The sequence below is a fragment of the Spongiimicrobium sp. 3-5 genome, from assembly GCF_046557915.1.
In the GTDB taxonomy this organism is placed as follows: Bacteria; Bacteroidota; Bacteroidia; order Flavobacteriales; family Flavobacteriaceae; genus JBHEBG01.
Genome location: NZ_JBHEBG010000002.1, coordinates 624,981 through 646,038, shown reverse-complemented (window position 1 = coordinate 646,038; position 21,058 = coordinate 624,981). Strand labels below are relative to the sequence as shown.

General features: G+C 39.9%; 22 protein-coding genes. 12 read left to right on the top strand and 10 right to left on the bottom strand.

Annotation, left to right across the window (positions count from 1 at the left end; all coding sequences use genetic code 11):
* Positions 1 to 125 precede the first annotated feature (125 nt).
* The gene (locus tag ACEQ81_RS11050) at positions 126 to 1,349 is read left to right on the top strand and encodes a TlpA disulfide reductase family protein (RefSeq protein ID WP_411030951.1); all 1,224 of its coding nucleotides are present in this window, start codon (positions 126 to 128) and stop codon (positions 1,347 to 1,349) included.
* Between the two features lie 11 nt (positions 1,350 to 1,360).
* On the opposite strand, the gene leuB is transcribed toward ACEQ81_RS11050, so the two are convergent.
* A complete protein-coding gene (gene leuB / locus ACEQ81_RS11045) occupies positions 1,361 to 2,479 on the bottom strand; it encodes a 3-isopropylmalate dehydrogenase (protein ID WP_411030950.1) in 1,119 nt (372 codons plus the stop codon).
* Complete coding sequence (locus ACEQ81_RS11040) at positions 2,479 to 3,651, bottom strand: 2-isopropylmalate synthase (RefSeq protein WP_411030949.1); 1,173 nt, start codon at positions 3,649 to 3,651, stop codon at positions 2,479 to 2,481. The genes leuB and ACEQ81_RS11040 overlap by 1 nt, the downstream gene beginning before the upstream one ends.
* Positions 3,652 to 3,798: 147 nt before the next feature.
* On the opposite strand from ACEQ81_RS11040, the gene ACEQ81_RS11035 reads away from it, so the two are divergent.
* Positions 3,799 to 5,343, top strand: a complete 1,545-nt coding sequence (locus ACEQ81_RS11035; RefSeq protein ID WP_411030948.1) for a hypothetical protein — start codon at positions 3,799 to 3,801, stop codon at positions 5,341 to 5,343.
* Positions 5,344 to 5,348: 5 nt separating this feature from the next.
* On the opposite strand, the gene ACEQ81_RS11030 is transcribed toward ACEQ81_RS11035, so the two are convergent.
* Positions 5,349 to 6,041 carry an RluA family pseudouridine synthase gene (locus ACEQ81_RS11030; RefSeq protein WP_411030947.1) on the bottom strand — a complete coding sequence of 231 codons (693 nt, stop codon included), beginning with the start codon at positions 6,039 to 6,041 and terminating at the stop codon, positions 5,349 to 5,351.
* Positions 6,042 to 6,052: 11 nt separating this feature from the next.
* Positions 6,053 to 6,871 (bottom strand): 3-methyl-2-oxobutanoate hydroxymethyltransferase, encoded by an 819-nt coding sequence (panB, locus tag ACEQ81_RS11025; RefSeq protein ID WP_411030946.1) that lies wholly within the window; start codon positions 6,869 to 6,871, stop codon positions 6,053 to 6,055.
* 217 nt (positions 6,872 to 7,088) lie between these two features.
* On the opposite strand from panB, the gene dnaK reads away from it, so the two are divergent.
* Both dnaK and ACEQ81_RS11015 read left to right on the top strand, forming a co-directional pair.
* A complete protein-coding gene (gene dnaK, locus ACEQ81_RS11020; protein WP_411030945.1) occupies positions 7,089 to 8,996 on the top strand; it encodes a molecular chaperone DnaK in 1,908 nt (635 codons plus the stop codon).
* A 116-nt stretch (positions 8,997 to 9,112) separates the two neighbouring features.
* Entirely contained in the window at positions 9,113 to 10,057 is a 945-nt protein-coding gene (locus ACEQ81_RS11015) for a hypothetical protein (protein ID WP_411030944.1), read from the top strand.
* Here the strand turns inward: ACEQ81_RS11015 and ACEQ81_RS11010 are convergent.
* From ACEQ81_RS11010 to ACEQ81_RS10985, 6 genes are all read right to left on the bottom strand, one after another.
* The gene (locus tag ACEQ81_RS11010) at positions 10,054 to 10,446 is read right to left on the bottom strand and encodes a VOC family protein (RefSeq protein WP_411030943.1); all 393 of its coding nucleotides are present in this window, start codon (positions 10,444 to 10,446) and stop codon (positions 10,054 to 10,056) included. The two genes, ACEQ81_RS11015 and ACEQ81_RS11010, sit on opposite strands and share 4 nt — an antisense overlap.
* Before the next feature lie 11 nt (positions 10,447 to 10,457).
* Entirely contained in the window at positions 10,458 to 11,018 is a 561-nt protein-coding gene (locus ACEQ81_RS11005; protein ID WP_411030942.1) for a GNAT family N-acetyltransferase, read from the bottom strand.
* Positions 11,018 to 11,662 carry an alpha/beta hydrolase gene (locus tag ACEQ81_RS11000; RefSeq protein ID WP_411030941.1) on the bottom strand — a complete coding sequence of 215 codons (645 nt, stop codon included), beginning with the start codon at positions 11,660 to 11,662 and terminating at the stop codon, positions 11,018 to 11,020. The genes ACEQ81_RS11005 and ACEQ81_RS11000 overlap by 1 nt, the downstream gene beginning before the upstream one ends.
* A gap of 3 nt (positions 11,663 to 11,665) precedes the next feature.
* Positions 11,666 to 12,307 (bottom strand): transglutaminase-like domain-containing protein, encoded by a 642-nt coding sequence (locus ACEQ81_RS10995; RefSeq protein WP_411030940.1) that lies wholly within the window; start codon positions 12,305 to 12,307, stop codon positions 11,666 to 11,668.
* 11 nt (positions 12,308 to 12,318) lie between these two features.
* On the bottom strand, positions 12,319 to 13,167 hold the full coding sequence (locus ACEQ81_RS10990; protein WP_411030939.1) for an alpha/beta fold hydrolase: 849 nt from the start codon (positions 13,165 to 13,167) through the stop codon (positions 12,319 to 12,321).
* A 69-nt stretch (positions 13,168 to 13,236) separates the two neighbouring features.
* Entirely contained in the window at positions 13,237 to 13,797 is a 561-nt protein-coding gene (locus tag ACEQ81_RS10985) for a TetR/AcrR family transcriptional regulator (RefSeq protein ID WP_411030938.1), read from the bottom strand.
* 83 nt (positions 13,798 to 13,880) lie between these two features.
* Between ACEQ81_RS10985 and ACEQ81_RS10980 the strand changes: the two genes are divergently transcribed.
* The 8 genes from ACEQ81_RS10980 to ACEQ81_RS10945 all read left to right on the top strand — a co-directional run bounded on the left by ACEQ81_RS10980 (position 13,881) and on the right by ACEQ81_RS10945 (position 20,985).
* Positions 13,881 to 14,303: a PaaI family thioesterase gene (locus ACEQ81_RS10980; protein ID WP_411030937.1), complete on the top strand. Its 423-nt coding sequence runs from the start codon at positions 13,881 to 13,883 to the stop codon at positions 14,301 to 14,303.
* Position 14,304: 1 nt separating this feature from the next.
* Entirely contained in the window at positions 14,305 to 15,423 is a 1,119-nt protein-coding gene (locus ACEQ81_RS10975; protein WP_411030936.1) for a chorismate-binding protein, read from the top strand.
* 47 nt (positions 15,424 to 15,470) lie between these two features.
* Positions 15,471 to 17,228: a 2-succinyl-5-enolpyruvyl-6-hydroxy-3-cyclohexene-1-carboxylic-acid synthase gene (menD, locus tag ACEQ81_RS10970; RefSeq protein WP_411030935.1), complete on the top strand. Its 1,758-nt coding sequence runs from the start codon at positions 15,471 to 15,473 to the stop codon at positions 17,226 to 17,228.
* 30 nt (positions 17,229 to 17,258) lie between these two features.
* Complete coding sequence (locus ACEQ81_RS10965) at positions 17,259 to 17,600, top strand: DUF2853 family protein (RefSeq protein ID WP_411030934.1); 342 nt, start codon at positions 17,259 to 17,261, stop codon at positions 17,598 to 17,600.
* Positions 17,601 to 17,674: 74 nt separating this feature from the next.
* Positions 17,675 to 18,511 carry a S1 RNA-binding domain-containing protein gene (locus ACEQ81_RS10960; RefSeq protein WP_411031044.1) on the top strand — a complete coding sequence of 279 codons (837 nt, stop codon included), beginning with the start codon at positions 17,675 to 17,677 and terminating at the stop codon, positions 18,509 to 18,511.
* A 181-nt stretch (positions 18,512 to 18,692) separates the two neighbouring features.
* Positions 18,693 to 19,292, top strand: a complete 600-nt coding sequence (locus tag ACEQ81_RS10955) for an SPOR domain-containing protein (protein ID WP_411030933.1) — start codon at positions 18,693 to 18,695, stop codon at positions 19,290 to 19,292.
* Between the two features lie 2 nt (positions 19,293 to 19,294).
* Positions 19,295 to 20,203: a 1,4-dihydroxy-2-naphthoate octaprenyltransferase gene (menA, locus tag ACEQ81_RS10950; protein ID WP_411030932.1), complete on the top strand. Its 909-nt coding sequence runs from the start codon at positions 19,295 to 19,297 to the stop codon at positions 20,201 to 20,203.
* Positions 20,204 to 20,235: 32 nt separating this feature from the next.
* The gene (locus tag ACEQ81_RS10945; RefSeq protein ID WP_411030931.1) at positions 20,236 to 20,985 is read left to right on the top strand and encodes a LytR/AlgR family response regulator transcription factor; all 750 of its coding nucleotides are present in this window, start codon (positions 20,236 to 20,238) and stop codon (positions 20,983 to 20,985) included.
* Positions 20,986 to 21,058 lie beyond the last annotated feature (73 nt).

The following is a 21,058-nucleotide window of genomic DNA, read 5'->3' as shown; positions in this document are numbered from 1 at the left end:
TTTTTAAAGCACCCAAAGATAAAACAATGGAATAAGACATTCAATAGCTGAACAATCGATTTGTTTTTATTTTTTGTTGTAAGTTTCCATAAGTTATTTCGATAATGTAAATAGATAAAAAAGATATGGTTAGGATAGCGTTGTTATTTCTTGTTTTGTTGGTTTTTTCTGGTTGTTCTGAATCGAAAAAAGAATTGCCGAAAGCGGGAATGTGGTTGGCAGAATTACAAGTGTCCGATGATGAAGTATTGCCTTTCAATTTTAAATTGATAAAAAGCGGGGAAGCAGATTTTAAAATGGAGGTCTACAATGCAGAAGAGGTAATAACCATTGAGAATATTAACCTTAAGAACGATTCTGTAATAATAAAAATGCCCGTTTATGAAGGTTATTTGGCCGGCGTGTTCACGGAAGAACGGATTGCCGGAGACTTTATAAAAGAAAGTTTGGATAGGGTAGTGCCATTTACAGCCACTTATGGGGATTTGGATAGGTTTACCTCCACAGCACCGGCATCCGTGGATGTTTCTGGAATTTGGGAAGCTACTTTTAATCTTAGGGGAACTAAACCCTATATTGCGAAGGGTATTTTTGATCAAAAGGGCGACCGGGTTACCGGCACTTTTCGCACAACTACAGGAGATTATCGTTATTTGGAAGGAAGGATTATTGGGGATTCCCTAAAAATTTCAACTTTTGATGGGGCACATGCGTTTTTGTTTACGGCGAAAGTTACCGATAGCACTTTAAACGGTATTTTTTATTCTGGTAACCATTCAAAAGAAATTTTTGAAAGTAAACGCAATACAAATTTTGAACTTCCGGACGAGGAGTCCCTTACTTATTTAAAAGAAGGTTATGACACCTTGGAATTTTCGTTTCCCGATGAAAATGGCACCATGATTTCGCTTCAGGACGAACAATTTAAAAACAAAGTGGTACTGCTACAGATTATGGGTACATGGTGCCCAAATTGTTTGGATGAAACCCGGTTTCTAACGTCTTATCTACAAGAAAACCACCATAAAGACCTACAGGTAATGGCCTTAGCTTTTGAGTATGCCAAAACTAAGGAAGCAGCCTTTGCAGGTATCCAAAGGTTAAAAGATCGCATCGGGGTAACCTATCCTGTGGTGCTTGCCCAATACGGAACTTCCAACAAGGTAAAGGCACAGGAAAAACTACCCATGCTTAATCATGTTTTATCGTACCCTACAACCATATTTATCGATAAAAAAGGAGTGGTCAGAAAAATACATACCGGATTTAATGGTCCGGCCACCGGAGCTAAATACACTGCGTTTAAAACCATGTTCCACGATTTCCTAACAATGCTTTTGGAAGAGTAAATACTGTCTAATTAAATAATGGTAGATTTTCCCAAACCGATGTTTTCATCGTTTATATTGAGGTTATCATCAGAATCTACGATGTTGTTCGCAATAAAATCACCCACATGGTCTGTTCCGTATTTACTTTCAGCGTTCAGATCCGGGGTAACAATATTTTTCTTCAACGATTTGTTAACGGCACTTACAACGGCCATTGCTTCTTCGTTTAACCCAAAATGATCCAACAACATGGCTGCGGAGAGGATGGAGGCAATTGGGTTGGCAATATCCTTGCCTTTTGCCTGTGGGTAGCTACCATGGATAGGTTCGAACATGGCGTGGTCATTACCTATGGAAGCTGAAGGAAGTAACCCTATAGAGCCACCAATAACACTACCCTCATCGGAAATGATATCACCGAACATATTTTCTGTTAGGATAACATCGAACTGACTTGGGTTTAAAATTATTTGCATGGCCGCATTATCAACAAACAAATAATCCAAGTTTACCTCGGGATAACTTTCCCCTATCTTAGTAACCACCTTACGCCATAAACGCGATGATTCCAACACATTGGCTTTATCTACCAAGGTTAATTTTTTTCTTCTTGCCTTGGCCGCTTTAAACGCCAAATGGGCAATACGGCTAATTTCTTTTTCGGAATATTCGCAGAGGTCGGAGGCTACCGTTCCATCTTCGCTAAGCTTTTTTTCTCCAAAATAGATACCTCCGGTAAGTTCTCGGTAAATAACAAAATCCGTACCTGAGATAATCTCTTTTTTTAGTGGAGATTTGGCAATGAGCGTTGGGAATACTTTTACTGGCCTTATATTGCTGAAGAGCCCCAATTCACTGCGTAATTGCAGCAAACCTTGCTCTGGCCTAACTTTGGCATTGGGGTCGTTATCGTATTTTGGGGCGCCAATGGCCCCAAAAAGTACCGCATCGGAGTGCTTGCACAATTTTAGTGTATCCTCTGGTAAAGGCACACCGTTTTTATCTATGGCTATAGCGCCAACTGGCGCTTCTGTATAAACAAAACTATGATCAAAGGTTTCCTCAACGGCCTGAAGACATTTTACAGCTTGCCGCAACACTTCCGGTCCTATGCCGTCACCAGGTAAAAGGGCAATTTTCAAATTCATTACGCAATGCTTTCAATATTGATGTCGCTTGCTACTATAATCTGGTGAATATCATTATCCACGATTTCCTTTTTTTGATCCGCGAATTTTAGAAACTCCTGATACACCCTATCCAACTGTAGTTTAGTTAGCTCATAGCCCACATTTTTAGCACGATAGGCAAGCGCAGCCCTCCCGCTTCTAGCGGTAAGTACAATAGAAGATTCGTCCACGCCAACATCTTCCGGATCCATAATCTCGTAGGTCTCCCTGTTTTTTATGACACCGTCTTGGTGAATACCAGAACTATGCGCAAAAGCGTTAGACCCTACGATGGCCTTATTTGGCTGTACGGGCATACCCATTTTTTGGGAAACCATTTTGCTGGTACTGTACAGTAATTTGCTATTGATATTGGTATCTAAGTTAAGATATGGATGTTGTCTAAGGATCATCACCACCTCTTCCAAAGAAGTATTGCCTGCGCGCTCTCCAATGCCGTTAATAGTACATTCTATTTGCCTGGCACCATTGATTACCCCAGCTATGGAATTAGCAGTGGCAAGTCCTAAATCATTATGGCAGTGACAAGACAATGTGGCTTTATCTATGCCCTTTACATTTTCTCGCAAATATTTCATTTTTGCCCCGTATTCTTCAGGAAGACAGTAGCCTGTTGTGTCCGGGATGTTGAGTACCGTGGCACCGGCTTTTATAACTTCCTCACATACCTTGGCAAGAAAATCGTTGTCCGTACGGCCGGCATCCTCTGCATAGAATTCTACGTCCTCCACAAAGGTTTTGGCGTATTTTACCGCCGCTACCGCCCTTTCTATGATGGATTCCCTGTTGGCGTTGAATTTGTGTTTTATATGCGAATCTGAAGTACCGATGCCGGTATGGATTCTTGGTTTTTTTGCGTACTCCAAGGCCTGGGCCGCAACCTCAATATCCCTTTTTACGGCTCTGGTAAGGCCGCAAACCGTTGCATTCTTAACCAATTTGGCAATTTCCTGCACGGAGTTGAAATCTCCAGGACTGGAAATTGGAAACCCTGCCTCTATGATATCTACCCCCAGATTGTCTAGACGTTCTGCGATGACAAGTTTTTGCGTGGTGTCCAATTTACAGCCGGGCACTTGCTCGCCATCCCTAAGTGTAGTATCAAAAATTTGTACCTTATCTTTGCTCATTATATTTACGTAATTTTAAGTACGCTATACGAATATATACTTAGCAGGGCGAACGGCCCAAAATGCCTCAAAACATTTACAACGTTAAATTACTTTTCGGAATAGTCAATGTGCTGATTTACAAATATTTAAATTATATTTTTTACGATGACAAATGCCCATAAAGACGCCTTGTTCGTGCTGGTCAAATCACTATCAAAATCCGAAAAACGACAGTTTAAGCTTTATGTAGGTCGTTTGGGGGTAAATACCGATGCTAAATTTCTGGCCTTGTTCAACTTACTGGACAAAATGAAAAGGTATGATGAAAAGGTGATTTTGGGTAGTGGAATCGTTAAAAAAATGCAGCTTTCCAACCTCAAAGCCCATCTCTACAGACAGATATTGGTGAGTCTAAGATTAAATCCCGTAAACCAGAACATTAGGGTACAAATACGCGAGCAATTAGATTTTGCTACCATACTCTATCAAAAAGGGTTGTATAAACAAAGCCTTAAAATTTTGGACAAGGTTAAGGCCATCGCCATTGAAAATGAAGAAAAGAATATTGCCTATGAAATTGTAGAGTTAGAGAAGATAATTGAGACCCAATACATTACGCGTAGCATTCCCGATAGGGCCAATGAGCTTGCTGTGCAGGCCAAAGCGCTTTCCGCGCAGAATGTAATGACCAGCAAACTGTCTAATCTATCCTTACAATTATACGGCATGATGTTAAAAGTGGGCTATGTAAGAAACGATGAGGATTTTCAAAAAGTACAGCAATATTTTGAGAAACACTTGCCAAAATATCAGTTGGAAGACCTAGGGTTTAGGGAAAAACTTTGGTTGTACAAAGCACATTTGTGGTATAGCTTTTTAACACAAGACTTTTTATCTTGTTATAGGTACGCCAGTAAATGGGTAGATCTTTTTTATGAGCAGAAAGAGATGATCTACCTTAATCCGGTATTTTTTCTTAAGGGCAACCATTATTTGTTAGAATCGCTGTTTTATGTGAAGTATAGCTCACAGTTTAAGGAAACCTTGGATAAGTTAGAGACCATAGTGAATGCCAAGGATTTTCCTAAAAACGACAACATTACCTCCTTGGCTTTTCTTTACATCAATTCCAATAAATTGAACCTGCATTTTTTAGAAGGTACTTTTGACAAGGGCCTGTATTTGGTAAAAATTATCGAATACGGTATTGGTAAACACAAGGATAGAATAGATGAGCATCACATTATGGTGTTTTATTATAAGATTGCCTGTCTGTATTTTGGTATTGGGGATAACAAAACCTGTATTCAGTACTTAAAAAAGATTATCAATAACAAAAACCTTAAAATGCGCGAAGACCTTATGTGCTTTGCGCGGGTACTGAGTTTGGTGGCGCACTACGAAGCTGGAATGGATTACCATTTAGAGGTACAGTTAAAAAGTACGTACAAGTTCTTATTGAAGATGAACGACCTGCATGCCGTACAAAAGGAAATGATCAAATTCCTTAGAAATTTGGGGGATATTTACCCACACCAATTACAAAACGAGTTCCAAAAATTATATGTGGAACTAAAGAAATATGAAGACCACCCATATGAAAAGCGGGCTTTTCTATATCTAGATATTTTGTCCTGGTTAGAAAGTCATTTGCAGAACAAACCCGTAGGGCAGATCATCCGTGAAAAGGCCGTGGCACTAATTCGATAACGGCATTATAGAACCGCTTTCCAAATGGCATCTTCGGATGGTGGTGGTGCCGTAAGTTGTACAGGTTCTTTTTTTACAGGATGTATGAATGCCAATGATCTGGCGTGCAGGTGTATGCTCCCGTCTTTATTGCTTCGGTCAAAACCGTATTTTAGATCTCCTTTAATAGCGCACCCCATAGTAGCCAATTGTGCTCTAATCTGATGATGTCTGCCCGTTTTTAAATCTATTTCCAGCAAAAAATAATTTTCCAATGTTTTAATCACGCTATACTCCAACACGGCTCGTTTGCTGTCTGGTATTTCCTTTTTGTACGCATAGGATTTGTTCTGTTTCTGGTTTCTTTTCAACCAATGCACAAGGGTATCGTTGGTGTTATCGGGTCGGTTTTTTACAACGGCCCAGTATGTTTTTTTAGCTTCTTTGTCGGCAAAAAGTTTGTTTAAGCGGGGTAGGGCTTTGGAAGTCTTGGCAAATACTACAACGCCCGATGTTGGCCTGTCCAATCTATGGGCAACCCCTAGATATACATTACCCGGCTTTTGGTATTTTTCTTTTAGGTATTGTTTTACTACCTCGCTCAGGGGTGCATCTCCGGTCTTATCTCCCTGCACAATATCTCCCGGTCTTTTGTTTATGGCAATTAGGTGATTATCCTCATAGAGCACAAGGAGGTTATTTGGGTGCGATCGTACCATTGGTATGGCCATTAATATTGCTCTTCGTCGCTTGGGAAATCCCTACTTTTTACATCATCTACGTATTGCGAAATGGCACTGCTCATATCTTCGTACAGATTCATGTACCTGCGCAAAAACCTTGGGTTAAACTCGTGTGTCATTCCCAACAGATCATGGATAACAAGTACCTGCCCGTCTGCATGTTTTCCGCCTCCTATACCTATTGTTGGGATAGAGATACTTTCGGAGACTTTTTTGGTGAGCGCTGCGGGTATTTTTTCTAGTACAATGCCAAAACAACCCAGTTTTTCCAAAATTTTGGCATCTTCCAACAGTTTTTTAGCCTCTTCCTCTTCCTTGGCCCTTACCGTGTAGGTTCCAAATTTATAGATAGATTGCGGGGTAAGCCCCAAATGCCCCATTACCGGAATACCAGCGGCAAGGATACGTTTTACAGATTCTTTAATCTCTGCGCCACCCTCTACTTTTACGGCATGGGCGCCACTTTCTTTCATAATACGGATGGCGGATCGGAGTGCCTCCTTGGGATCGCTCTGGTAACTACCAAAGGGAATGTCTACCACAACCAACGCACGTTTTACGGCCCGGATAACGGAAGAAGCGTGGTAGATCATCTGATCTAAAGTTATGGGCAGGGTGGTTTCGTGCCCGGCCATTACATTACTGGCCGAATCGCCAACAAGGATAACATCTACATTGGCGGCATCCACTATCTTGGCCATGGAATAGTCATAGGCGGTTAGCATCGATATCTTTTCGCCCTGCTGCTTCATGTCTACCAAGGATTTTACGGTAACTCTTTTGTATTCTTTTTTTACTACGGACATTGGGTTTCGTTTAATTCGGATAAATGTAAGGAGATTTGTTCAAAATAAAGTGTTATTTCAAAAATGGGGATGCTAAGGTGTGGTTATTAATCTTCGACTTAAACTCCGAACGAACAAGATGTATCGTGACATCCTGTCAGTTTTTTCGGCTTGGCATGTTGTTTGTCATTCAATAAGCGATTTGAAAATGCAAACACTAATATTTAAGTTATAAAAAATGAGTAAGATTATTGGAATAGATTTAGGAACTACCAACTCTTGTGTCTCCGTAATGGAAGGTAACGAGCCTGTAGTTATCCCAAATGCAGAAGGTAAACGAACTACACCATCCGTAATTGCCTTTGTTGAAGGTGGTGAAATAAAAGTAGGGGATCCTGCCAAAAGACAGGCAGTGACCAACCCGCACAACACGATATACTCTATTAAACGTTTTATGGGGAACAAATTTTCCGAATCCAAAAAGGAAGCGGATAGGGTACCTTATAAAGTGGTTAAAGGAGATAATAATACCCCAAGGGTAGATATAGACGGACGTTTGTATACACCACAGGAACTTTCGGCCATGATTCTTCAAAAAATGAAGAAGACCGCCGAAGATTACTTGGGACAAAGCGTAAGTAGAGCGGTGATTACCGTACCTGCTTACTTTAACGATGCACAAAGACAAGCCACCAAGGAGGCCGGTGAGATAGCCGGACTTACCGTTGAGCGAATTATAAACGAGCCAACGGCAGCCTCTTTGGCCTATGGGATGGACAAAAAAGATACCGACCAAAAAATTGTAGTATTCGATTTTGGTGGAGGTACACACGATGTTTCCATTTTGGAATTGGGCGACGGTGTTTTTGAAGTACTTTCTACAGATGGGGATACCCATTTAGGTGGTGATGATGTAGATCAAAAGATCATTGATTGGTTGGCAGAAGAGTTTAAAAAGGACGAGAGCATTGATTTACGTGATGATGCCATGGCATTGCAACGTTTACGTGAAGCTGCCGAAAAGGCGAAGATAGAATTGTCTTCCTCTGCACAGACAGAAATAAACCTACCTTACGTAACCGCAACGGCTTCTGGACCTAAGCACTTGGTACGTACGCTTACCAAAGCCAAGTTTGAGCAATTGATCGAAGATTTGGTAAAAAGGACTATTGCACCTTGTGAAACAGCCTTGAAAGCTGCAAGCCTATCCAAAAGCGATATTGACGAGATTATCCTTGTTGGAGGATCTACCAGAATACCTGCCGTACAAGAAGCGGTAGAGAAATTTTTTGGAAAGAAACCTTCCAAAGGAGTTAACCCAGATGAGGTAGTAGCAGTAGGCGCCGCCATACAAGGTGGGGTGCTTACAGGAGACGTTAAAGATGTACTCTTGTTAGATGTTACTCCGCTTTCCCTTGGAATTGAGACCATGGGTAGTGTAATGACCAAATTAATAGATGCCAATACCACGATCCCCACAAAAAAATCGCAAGTATTTTCTACTGCCGCTGATAATCAGCCTTCAGTAGAGATCCATGTATTGCAAGGGGAACGTCCTATGGCAGCTGACAATAAAACGATAGGAAGATTCCATTTAGATGGAATTCCACCTGCACCACGGGGAACGCCTCAGATTGAAGTTACTTTTGATATCGATGCCAATGGTATCATTAAAGTATCTGCTACGGATAAGGCAACCAATAAAACGCAGGATATACGAATAGAAGCCTCTTCTGGTTTAACGGAAGAAGAAATCCAAAAGATGAAGGCCGAAGCCGAAGCCAATGCAGAATCCGATAAAAAAGCCAAGGATACCGCCGACAAATTAAACGAAGCGGATGGTATGATTTTCCAAACGGAGAAACAACTGAAAGAGTTTGGCGATAAATTATCGGACGATAAGAAAAAGCCTATAGAAGAAGCTCTGGAAGAGTTGAAGAAGGCTTATGAGAGCAAGGAGCTTGCAGTAATAGAACCTGCTTTGGAGAAAATCAACGAAGCTTGGAAAGTTGCTTCGGAAGAAATGTACAAAGCGCAGGCAGAAGCCCAACAAGCAGATCCTTCCGCCAACGGAGAAGCAACAGCAGATGCAGAAGCCAAAGATGGTGACAATGTAGAAGATGTTGATTTTGAAGAGGTAAAGTAAATGATGTTACCATAATGGTATCATAATATAGAAAAGGGGCGGTATTTACCGTCCCTTTTTATTTTTGGTATGTTATTTGTTTTTGTCTTGTAAGAATATAAAGTAATTTTGAATATATGAAACAAAACTACCTAACCTACATTTTCGTTTTTTTAATTGCCGCTGCCAACGGTATATTACCTGCTACAACCAATGCCCAGGAACTCAAGGTCTTCACTTTAAACGATTTTGATTTAAAGGACAGCGTAAAATCTTGCCTTGTAGTTACCGATTATGGTAAGGAGGAGTTCGATTTTAATAGAAATGGTATGTTGACCAAATCTGTTACCCGATATAATGATTCTGATTACGACATCACCTATTACAAATACAACGATGGTGATATACTGGAAAAAAGATTGGAAAATTATAGAGATGGCGCCTTTGATAAGCTAACCTCAATTGCCAATTTTTATGAAATTGATACTACGGCCCCCAAAAAGATAACAGAGAAGATATTCTCCTATAACAAAGATTTTCTGGATCAATACGAATACCTGTTCGATGAGGAAGGAAAGGTAACAAGGATACGACGCAGCAATAATGATGGAAATGATGAGACTGTAATAGAATATGCGGCCTACAAAGGTGAGACCACCAAGACCTATTTTTTAAATGAGGTTATTCAGAAATCCATTCGCAATTCTACCAAAAAGAGTAAGCGATATGGTGTTCGGCATATACGACTCACCAAGGAGTTTTTGGAAGGACAACCCCATAAAGCTTTGGAAGAAGTCTTTGATGCCAAGGAAAAGTTGGTTTCGGCCCAGCAATTTGTATATGACAACGCAAAAAAATCATTTGTTCCGGAAACACTTACTACCTATGTGTATGATGATAGGGGTCTAATTTCTAAAGTAGCTACAAAGAAAGGAGATTTAACGGAAACCAAAGAGTATATCTATCAATTTGATAACGGGGAAACAGGAAACTGGATAAAGCAGATTATTACTCCGGACAATGCCTATACCACAAGGAGGATTGTATACTACGAGCCCGAAGAGGCAAAGGCCGAAGATTAGGATTTGGGTTGTAACAAATCCCAAAGGTTACCATAGAGGTCCTGAAAAACGGCAACAGTACCATATACCTCTTCACGCGGGGTTTCATTAAATTGAACACCTTTTTTAAGCATACGATCATAATCTCGCCAAAAATCATCGGTATGCAAAAAAAGAAAAACCCTTCCACCGGTTTGGTTTCCAATAGCCTTTTTTTGTGTGGTATTTGCAGCTTGCGCCAGCAATAAACCACATTCCTCCGATCCTTTTGGCGCTACTACTACCCATCGCTTGCCCGCATCCAAGACAATATCGCTTACAAGATCAAAGTTGAGCTTATTGGTATAAAAATCGATCGCCTTATCATAATCCTCTACTACCAAACTTATGGTTGCTATTTTTTGTTTCATGCAGCAGGCCTTTAAGCTGTATTATTTTTAATCCACTCTTCTTTCAACAGACCATAGCAACAGGTATTCCGCTTAAAACCATCGAGCAGATATACATTTTTAACTAAGATTCCCTCTAACCGACATCCTAATTTCTCTACGGCTTTTCTAGACCTAATGTTCCTTTCATCAACTCTAAATTCAACTTTCTCAAAACCCATAGGGCCAAAAGCATGGTCTAGCATCAATTTTTTTATGTGGCCGTTTAACCCGCTGCCCTGAAATTCCTTACCAATCCAGGTAGAGCCTATTTCCAATACCTTATTTCTTTGATCTATGTTCATATATCTGGTACAACCGGCATAGGCTTGGGCTGTTTTATTATAAATGATAAAAGGAATACAACTACCCTGTTTATAGTGCAGTAAAGCTGTTTCAGTATAGTCTTTGAGCGATTCGGGTGTTTCTATATCCGTAGGGGAGTACTTCACCAATCCAGGTTGGGAGGCCACAGGTATTAAATGATGATAATTGTCTAAGGTTAAAGGCGATACCTTTACAAAATCGTTTTCTAGGGTAATGGTATTTTGCATTAAATCAGGGAGTTGATCAGTTTTTTGTTTACCTCGTGTTTCCCTTCAAAAATAACTTGTTTTGCCCTTCCTTGAAAGAGGGTATCTATTTTTTTTGATTCCAGTTCCATACGCTCCGGATTAAGATATTCGTCCTTATTGCCAACCAAGATGGTAACTTGGGTATTGTTTTCCTTTAAAAAATCGAAATCGGCAGGTACCAGCTCGTTAGGAATACTCCCAGAATGTAATACCAATTGATGACACTTTTGCTGTGTTCTGGCTACCCAGCGGGCTGCTATGGCAGCCCCTTGCGAATACCCAAAAACAATAAGCTTACAATGTAGAGGAAGGCGCTCTGCAGTCAATACGGCACTGATATACGTCACCACATTGGTTATTTCAGTAGCCGTATTTTCGCGGGTAAGCCAACTGGCGCCCACGTGCCTATATTCGCCATTTAGATAGTATTTGGATGGGGCTTGGGGTGCAATGATATAGTTTTCCCCAGGTGGTAACCCTTCAAAGTACTTTAAAAAATATTTGCTTAAATAACCGATGCCATGGCAAACCAACCAAACGTATTTTGTTTTTTTGGACAATTGGTTTAAGGTAGCGTAGGAGTTGGTTGTGGTATAAGTAACCTGTTTTTCTTGATGCTTCATTGCCTAATTGGTAAAATCCCAAATTAAATTATCCGGTATCGGTAAATGAGGGTAATGCTTGGTTATTTCAGAAAGACTTAGCTCGTAAGGCATATCTGCAAAACTACCATAACTGTGTAAATATTCCATAAATGTACGTCCGTCGTTATCAAATTGTTGAAAGACGGCATCGGTATAACCGTCAAACTCCAATACCGGAACATCCAATTTGTTACATAGACTTTTGTTAAATGCGGGGGTTATTTTTATCCATTTATCGTCCAAAAACACTTCGGTACACCCATGGAAAACCAGAACATCGGTTTTTAAAACCTCGGTTAACCTATCAACCGCAATGTGGTTGCGCACATTTCCGAAATTTAATCTAGCCGGTATTTTTGTAGCGCGTAGACAAGCACAGAGCAAAATCGCTTTTTCTATACAATAGGCGGTACGTTTATTACAGATAGCGCTTGCTACAAGAGCTTCTTTTCTAAAATCCAAGTAATACGGATTATAAAAAAGACCATCGCGTACTGCGTTAAAGAGTGCAATTACCTTTTCTCGTTCTGTGATACGATCTTTCGTAATTGCCTCGGAAAAGGCAATAATTCTAGGGTGATCACTGTCTATAAAATAGGTTGGTTCTAAATATACTGCATCCATAGTTGTTATTATTAAATCTGAAACCACTCCGTTACTATTGGCCAAAGTTGCTCTTTATATTTTTTTCTAAAAAAGTTATTATGCCCCAGACGTTTTATTCCGTAATCATCGGGTACCAAATGCAAGCGGGTAACAGCTGCATTTCCAAATCCCTTTTCCGCCAAAACATCTACCGATTTCTTGGGGGCAAAGGTATCGTCATCTATGCTTATGGCCAATATGGGTTGCGTAATATTGTGGTAGTGGTTTTCACCATAACGTTCGGCTACGGTAAAAACAGAGCCTTTATCTAGTAATAGTGTCGCCCAATCCAATGCTACTCGCTTAGGTAAAGGGTGTCCCAAGCCTATCCGGTTAGATGGGAAATACCCCAAGAGTGGGGATAGAAAAGGTACCAAGAAACCAAATCCCAGAAAAATACTCAGTTGCATATGCAAGGGAAAGTTCTTGTAGTAGCCATATTGCGAACCTACCATCAGAAATCTGGTGTAATGCCTATATGCAGTTGCCATTCCCAAGCTATTACCGCCAAAACTATGTCCAACATGGAACAAGGTACTATTTGGATGTTCCTTTCTAACATAATCCGTTAGCGCGACAAAATCTTTGGTGGCCCAATCGTGGAGGGTAGCATGCATACCTTTTAAGGTAGGGGGTTTGGACATGCTAATTCCCCTATAATCAAAAATGTAAGCCGTGCATCCTTGGTGTGATAACCATTCGGCAAAATTGAAGAAGAACCATTGTGGCAGGCCAATGCCACCCGCAATTACAAAGGTCTTGTCGGTATGTGGCAAGTCTCCAAACCTATGTGCGGTTATTTGGTAATTATCTGCGGTTATAATTTTGATTTTTTTCATACTGTTTGTTCGTGTGCACGGAAAGGAATATATAAGAATGCCTTTTAGAATTTACTGATTGCGACCTATCTACTGAAGAATTAGATTATACATTCGTGCTATGGCATTCTTAAGGTACTTGGCGTTGTTATAGACCCGCATCAAAAGAATACCACCCTCAATGTCCTGTACAATCTGCTCGGCCAGTTCTTGGGTCTGTTGTACCCCTTGGTTCTCCTCCAATAATTGTTTTATTCCAGCAATAAAATTTTCAAAAAAAAGCTTTATTTCATCAAAGTATAGGGGATTGGCATGGGCAGATTCCAGGGCGGCATTGGCCATTACGCAACCGCCATCGTTCTTAAGAAAAAGTTTATATATCAGCTTGTCCAAGGCTTGTAATTTTTCTTTCGTGGACAAGGAACTGTTGCTCAATATTTTGTTCATGTTATACCCCATATAGCTGTTTACTGTGGCTAACACGTCTTTTATGAGATCTTCCTTACTGTCAAAATAGTAGTAAAAATGCGATTTTTGAATGCCACACTCGTGTGCAAGCTCACTCATACTACTATTACCAATACCTTTTTTACGAATGGTATGGATTACTTTTTCCAGTACGGCTTCTTTGGATGTTTTTATTCTTGGCATTTTATTGAACGTTCGTTAAAATAAAATCAAATATAATAGATTCCATTGAGATAGTATTGCTTAATTTTACAAAAAATAGGTACATGAACGAATACAAAGAAAAAATCCTTAAGGTCTGTAATGATATTACAAAGGGTACTTTAATGGAAACCTTGGGAATTGAATATATAGATGTTGGGGAAAATTTTTTAGTGGCCAAAATGCCGGTAACACCAAAGGTACATCAGCCAGATGGCGTACTGCACGGCGGAGCCTCCGTTGCATTGGCCGAGAGCGTTGGCAGTGCCGCTTCCTACATCTTTTTGGATGCACAAAAATTTTATGTGCGGGGCATAGAAATTGCGGCCAATCATGTAAAAGGTATTCGGGAAGGGGAGGTATTCGCCAAGGCCATGATTTTACATAAAGGTCGTACCACCCAGCTTTGGGAAATAAAGATCACCGATGCGGAAGGCGCACTTGTTTCGGTTTGTAAGCTTACTACCATAGCATTACCTAAGACCTAATATGCTTTCGGATTTACTTTCTAAAATTGAGGCTCAATATTTGGCAAACTTACCTTTTGTCGTTTACAGAAAACCTAAAGAAAGTATGGTTACCGCTATCTTTCAAAAGGACGATAAACTAAACCATTTGAAAGACTTCAACGAAGCAGGTTTTGTGTTTGTACCTTTTAATGCGTCGGAAACGGCAGTTTTATTAAAACCAGATCAGTGCCATCGATGCCAAATTAAAATTGAGGTGCCCGTTTTCAGTAAAAAAAGGACACTACTGCCCCAAAAGGAACAAGAGGTACTATATACCGGTTTAATAAACAAGGCAATAGCCTCCATTAGGGAAGGACATATGTCCAAAGTAGTACTTTCACGAAAACTGAAAGTACCTTCCAACAAAGATCCTTTGGTATTGTTACAAGATCTATTGGCCAGTTATCCCGATGCTTTTTGCTACTTATGGCACCATCCCAAGGTGGGCACCTGGTTAGGAGCTACACCAGAAATGTTGTTGCACATTCAAAACAAAAGACTATCTACCATGTCCTTGGCTGGTACCGTTCCTTTTAGGGAAAAAGAAGAACCTACATGGGGACAAAAAGAACTGGAAGAACAAAAATTGGTTACCCAATACATTACGGAAGTTTTAAAAGATAAGGTGACAGACCTCACCGTGGCTCCCTTGGAATCTGTTAGGGCCGGAGGGGTATGGCATTTACGGAACTTAATTTACGGAACCGTTAAGGAAGATGTGCTAGGGCCAATTATAAAGGTATTGCACCCCACACCCGCGGTGTGCGGTTTTCCCAAACCTCAGGCCCTTAATTTTATAGCTCAAAATGAAAACTATGACAGGGAGTACTACGCAGGCTTTTTGGGTGAATTAAATCTTGTGTTGGAACAAGGGCGACCACAAAGACGAAAAAATCAAGAAAACAAAGCCTTCAGAACCCTAAAAAAGACTACTGCACTCTTTGTAAACCTGCGGTGTCTGCAACTAAATAATAATGAAGCATCCGTTTACGTAGGTGGCGGAATCACCCAGGATTCCGATCCAAAAAAAGAATGGAAGGAAACCGTTGCAAAAAGTGCAACCATGCTAAAAGTACTCTTAAATTTTGATAAGAAATAGGGATGGGAATTGGGTTTACACATGTCGGGTTCGTATTTTTGTAATCAATGAAATATTCTAGCATTCCTTCTGCCCAGACCGTTATTTTACAATGTAAGGAAAAGGGCATTAAAAATATTGTTATCTCCCCGGGTTCTAGAAACGCCCCTTTGATTATTGGCTTTTCGGAAGATCCTTTTTTCAACTGTTATAGTATTGTAGATGAGCGTTGTGCCGCATTTTTTGCCTTGGGCATTGCCCAACAGCAGCAGCAAGCGGTAGCCGTTGTTTGTACATCGGGTAGTGCATTGCTCAACTATTACCCTGCAGTGGCCGAAGCGTTTTACAGTGATGTTCCCTTAGTGGTAATCTCTGCGGATAGACCCAGTTATAAAATTGATATCGGTGACGGGCAGACCATTAGACAAGATCATGTTTTTGAAAGGCACATAGGGTATTCTGCCAATCTTAAGCAAGATATTTCGCATGCAACCCAAACGATTGGAAAATTTGCGGAAGACCTCATAGACGAAACCATTTCCATTCAAAAGAACCAACAAGACATCCAAGCTTATAATGATCAAGAATTGCATAAGGCATTGCAATTAACGCTTTCGGAAAGGACCCCGGTTCACATTAACGTACCTATGGAAGAACCACTCTATGATAAGCTTTCGTCGCCTTCTATTGCACCTGCCCTTTTTCCAGAGGATACCACCCCCGAAGACATGCCGGTGATCTCAAACGAGTTCGTGGATATCTGGAACAAAAGCAAAAAAAAAATGGTGCTGGTAGGAGCCAACTACCCCAATACCATATCACAACATTTTTTGGATGTTTTGGGTAGCGATACTTCCGTACTGGTATTTACCGAAACCACATCCAACCTTCATCATCCTAATTTTTTCCCCAGTATCGATGGCATTATTGCACCCTTGGAAAAGTCTAACAATACACAACAACTTTTTAGCGAATTACAGCCAGATGTGCTACTTACTTTTGGTGGGCTTATAGTTTCAAAAAAAATAAAGTCCTTTCTACGAAAATTTAAACCGGAGCACCACTGGCATGTAGGCAACAAAAAGGCCAACGATACTTTCTTTTGTTTATCGCACCACTTTAAAACAGATACCAACCGTTTTTTTGAGGGTTTTCTTGCGAGGACCATTACAACAGATAGTAACTATTACAAAACCTGGGCTTCAATAAGAGATGCCTACGTTCTAAAAAGGGCAAAATACCTAGATACTATTCCCTTTACGGATATGCTTGCTTTTCATCACATGCTGGCTCGGATACCCCGTGGTTATCAGTTGCAGTTGGCCAATAGTTCAGCTGTACGGTATACGCAGTTATTTGATTTAGACCCGTCGTTACGAGTTTTTTGCAATAGGGGCACCAGCGGAATAGATGGGAGCACCTCTACAGCTGTTGGTGCGTCTGTGCATTCGGAAAGCCCCACAATTTTCATTACAGGTGATCTAAGCTTTTACTATGATAGTAATGCCCTATGGAACCAGTACATACGCCCCGATTTCCGTATCATTTTAATCAACAATAATGGGGGAGGTATTTTTCGGATACTACCAGGAAAGGAAGAGACGCAGAATTTTGAATCATTTTTTGAAACTACACATCAATACAGTGCACAGGATCTTTGTAAAATGCATGGTTTTGATTATAATCGTGTTGGGGACACCAACGGTTTAAAAGATGCATTGAGCCACTTTTATGAAAAGTCTGAAAGACCAAAACTTTTGGAAATAGATACGCCACGTTTGATCAATGATAAAATTTTGCTCGATTACTTTGATTTCCTAACTTAGGATATTATTAATACAAGAACGCTGACCACTATGAGCAAACGAGATGAGTTAATTGTTAAATACGCCGAGGACATTAAGGAGAAATTCGGGGAAACCCCCGATATGGATTTGCTGACCAAAGTAGCCAAAGGTTTGGGCCCTGCCATATACAACAGGGATTCTTCCAAGGTATCTAGCTCCGATGAAAAAGAATTGGAGACCGTAAAAAACAACTTTCTAATTAAAAAACTGGGTATGGCAGAAGGACCAGAGCTTATGAAGGCTGTAAATGGAGTACTGCAAAAGTATGGCGCTTCCGAAAAAAACAAACACAGGGCGGTGGTCTACTATATGCTTGCCAAACATTTTAGCAAAGAAAGTGTTTACAACTAATTCTTTGAAGAGTATGAGGCCGTTCTTTACCGAACGGCTTTTTTATGACCATTTTTAAAGCGTATTTTTGCGCCATGATCGAACTTGGAAATTACAATACCTTAAAAATAGACAGGGACACCAGCGTCGGTATCTTTTTGACCGACGGAGAAGGCCATGATGTACTGTTACCCAATAAATATGTTCCCAAGGGCTACGAAATAGGGGACGATCTCCGTATTTTTTGTTATTTGGATCATGAAGAACGCCCTATTGCTACAACCCTGAAGCCTTATATTATTAGAAATGGTTTTTCACTATTAAAAGTGGCGGAGGTGAACAAATTTGGTGCCTTTATGGATTGGGGATTGGAAAAGCATCTTTTGGTACCCTTTAGTGAGCAGCGAAGCAATATGCAAGAAAATCAGTGGTATGTAATCCATTGCTTTTTGGACGAGCAATCGTTTAGACTTGTTGGGTCCAACAAATTGGACAGGTTTGTAAGCAATGAAGAGTTAACGGTTAAACCAAATGATGAGGTCGACATTATTATTACCAGAAACACAGACCTTGGCTGGGAGGTTATCATTAACCAGCTGCATAAGGGACTGGTATTTAGTAATGAAGTTTTTAAAAAAATTGCGATAGGTGATAAAATGAAGGGGTACATAAAAAACATTAGACCCGATAATAAAATTGATGTTTCTTTACAACCACTGGGCTACGCCGGATTAGAACCTGCAGCCAAAAAAATATACGAAAAATTGGTGGCCGAAGGCGGATTCCTAAACTTACATGATAAATCCGACCCAGAAGAAATAAAGGAAGTACTGCAACTTAGCAAAAAGGTTTTTAAGAAAGGAATTGGCGCATTGTACAAAGAGCGGAAGATCGAAATTGGATCGGATGGGATTAGAATAACCCGGGTCTAATTTAACTAGTAAGTTAAATTCCTTTAATCTTATGAAATTCAAGGATATAAGACGTACAAAATTGCGTTTTTATTTTTTTGTTATCGCAAAACGTCTATTTTTGTAACACAGATGTAGAATTTTGTTGAACAATGATTTTATACTGACAAACTGAAAGAATCCCCAAAAACTAATGTAGCATATGCCATTTATTGAAGAAAGCGATTTACTGGAGCTTCACAAAGATATCGACAAGGCCCAAATCATTAACGAACGACTTTTAGACCAGATTAAGTTTAAGAATAAAGAATTAAGGCGGAACAAACTTCAGCGAAATATTCTAGCGGGTATCACCGCCCTTTTTCTAATTGGCACTTTGGCCATTACTTCCTTTACCGCGGGGCTTAGTAGTTCCAATACCTACGAAAGCACACCTAATCTTTTGGTTTCCATAGATAGTTTAGACGCTATTAAAACTCGTATAGATAACCTTAAACAGCAGAACGAAGAATTAAGCTTAGTTAAAGAATTTTACCTTGCCAAGAAATTTTTGGATAAGGAAAAGGTATACTCGGTACAGGTAAAATCTTTTGTTGATAATAACATGACACTGGCTTCGGAGGCACTTAGCAATACGCTGTTTGTTAAAACCAATCCTTTTTATTCCTATTCCTTAGGCAATTTTGAAACCTTGGAAGAAGCAAGGTCCTTTAGATATCAATTGGTAAAAATGGGTTTCGAAGATGCATTTGTTGCTTCTTACCAAGATGGAAAACGCCTTAAAATAGAGGATCCTTATTAATTTTGACCAAAATTAAAGCTTGGCTAAGCGCTGCAAGGTTTAGAACTCTTCCGCTTTCAATTTCAGGAATAATCGTGGGCACAGCCCTGGCCAATTTTTATGGCCACTCCAATACTACCATATTCGTTTTAGCCTTGGCAACCACCTTGGGCTTTCAAATTACATCCAACTTTGCCAACGATTATGGCGATGGTGTTAAAGGAACGGATAACGATGAGCGCATAGGGCCTAAGCGTGCCTATCAAAGTGGTCTACTCTCCAGAAAAGAACTAAAACGAGGTATAATCATCGCATGCTTCATAAATTTACTTTTGGTGCTTGCTGTGGTTTACTACGCCTTTGGCACACAATATTTGTTATATCTCTTAATTTTTGCCCTGCTGGGAATACTTAGCATATGGGCCGCAATCCGATATACCGTTGGGAGCTCTGCTTACGGTTATAAAGGTTTTGGAGACATTTTCGTTTTTTTGTTCTTTGGTATCTTGGGTGTCTTGGGATCTATGTTTCTTTACACTAAGTTTTTAGTACCTCAAGCTATACTACCGGCCATTACCATTGGACTTTTAAGTACAGGAGTACTAAATCTCAACAATTTGCGCGACTTTGCATCGGATAAAAATGCGGGCAAGAAAACCCTAGTGGTACAAATGGGTTTTAAAAATGGTAAAATTTATCATTATACACTTCTGGTACTAGCATTTATAGGTATGTTGGTCTTCGTAACAGCTAATTTTGAGAGTTGGAAAAATGGCATTCCGCTACTGGCCTTTATCCCTATTTTTTTGCATTTGAAAAAAGTACGATCCGTGCAGCAACCGGTTTTATTGGACCCAGAGCTTAAGAAGCTTGCCCTGAGCACGTTTTTGCTAGCCTTGTTGTTTTATTTTTGTTATAATAATTTTTTGTAAATTTGAGATATAAACAACCTAAATAAACCAAATTGGAGCAACCTATTAGAATTCTTATCGTAGAGGATAATGTCATTATTGCGGATGATATGCAATCTATGTTGGAAGAGATTGGATATGAGATTGTAGACAATGTTATTGTTTATGAGCAGGCTGAGGAGGTGCTTAAGACCCAACATGTTGATTTGGTTTTAATCGATATTATCCTTGCCTCTGATAAAACAGGTATAGATCTTGGAAAACATATAAGGGAAAACTACAACATCCCCTTTATTTTTGTTACCTCCAACTCCGACAGGGCTACAGTGGAAAACGCCAAAACGGTAAAACCGAATGGATATCTGGTAAAACCTTTTGAACAACAAGACCTGTATACCTCCATAGAAATTGCACTTTCCAATTTTAAGTACGATGGAAAAGCGGGCAGTATAGACGATGAAGAAGATGGTAAATTAATGTCCAATTCCGTTTTAAAGGATTCTATCTTTGTTAAGAAACAACATTTGTACTACCGCATTCAGTTCGGGGATATACAGTTCATTAAGGCAGATAACGTTTATTTGGAGGTGAATACCGTAGACAAGAAGTTTTTGGTAAGATCTCCTTTGAAGGATTATTTAGAGAAATTGCCTCAAAAGAAATTTTATAGGGCACATAAATCATACATCGTAAACGTAGATCATATAGATGCCATTAACTCCAAGGATATTATGATCAACAATACCCTAATTCCGATCTCCAAGGATTTTAAGGAGTTTATCATCTCGGCGATGAATTCTTAGCACCGGTCAATATTTCGTTTTGTAGTATTACAAGTTTTAGTTTCCCTTGTAGGAATTTTACGGTGATAACACT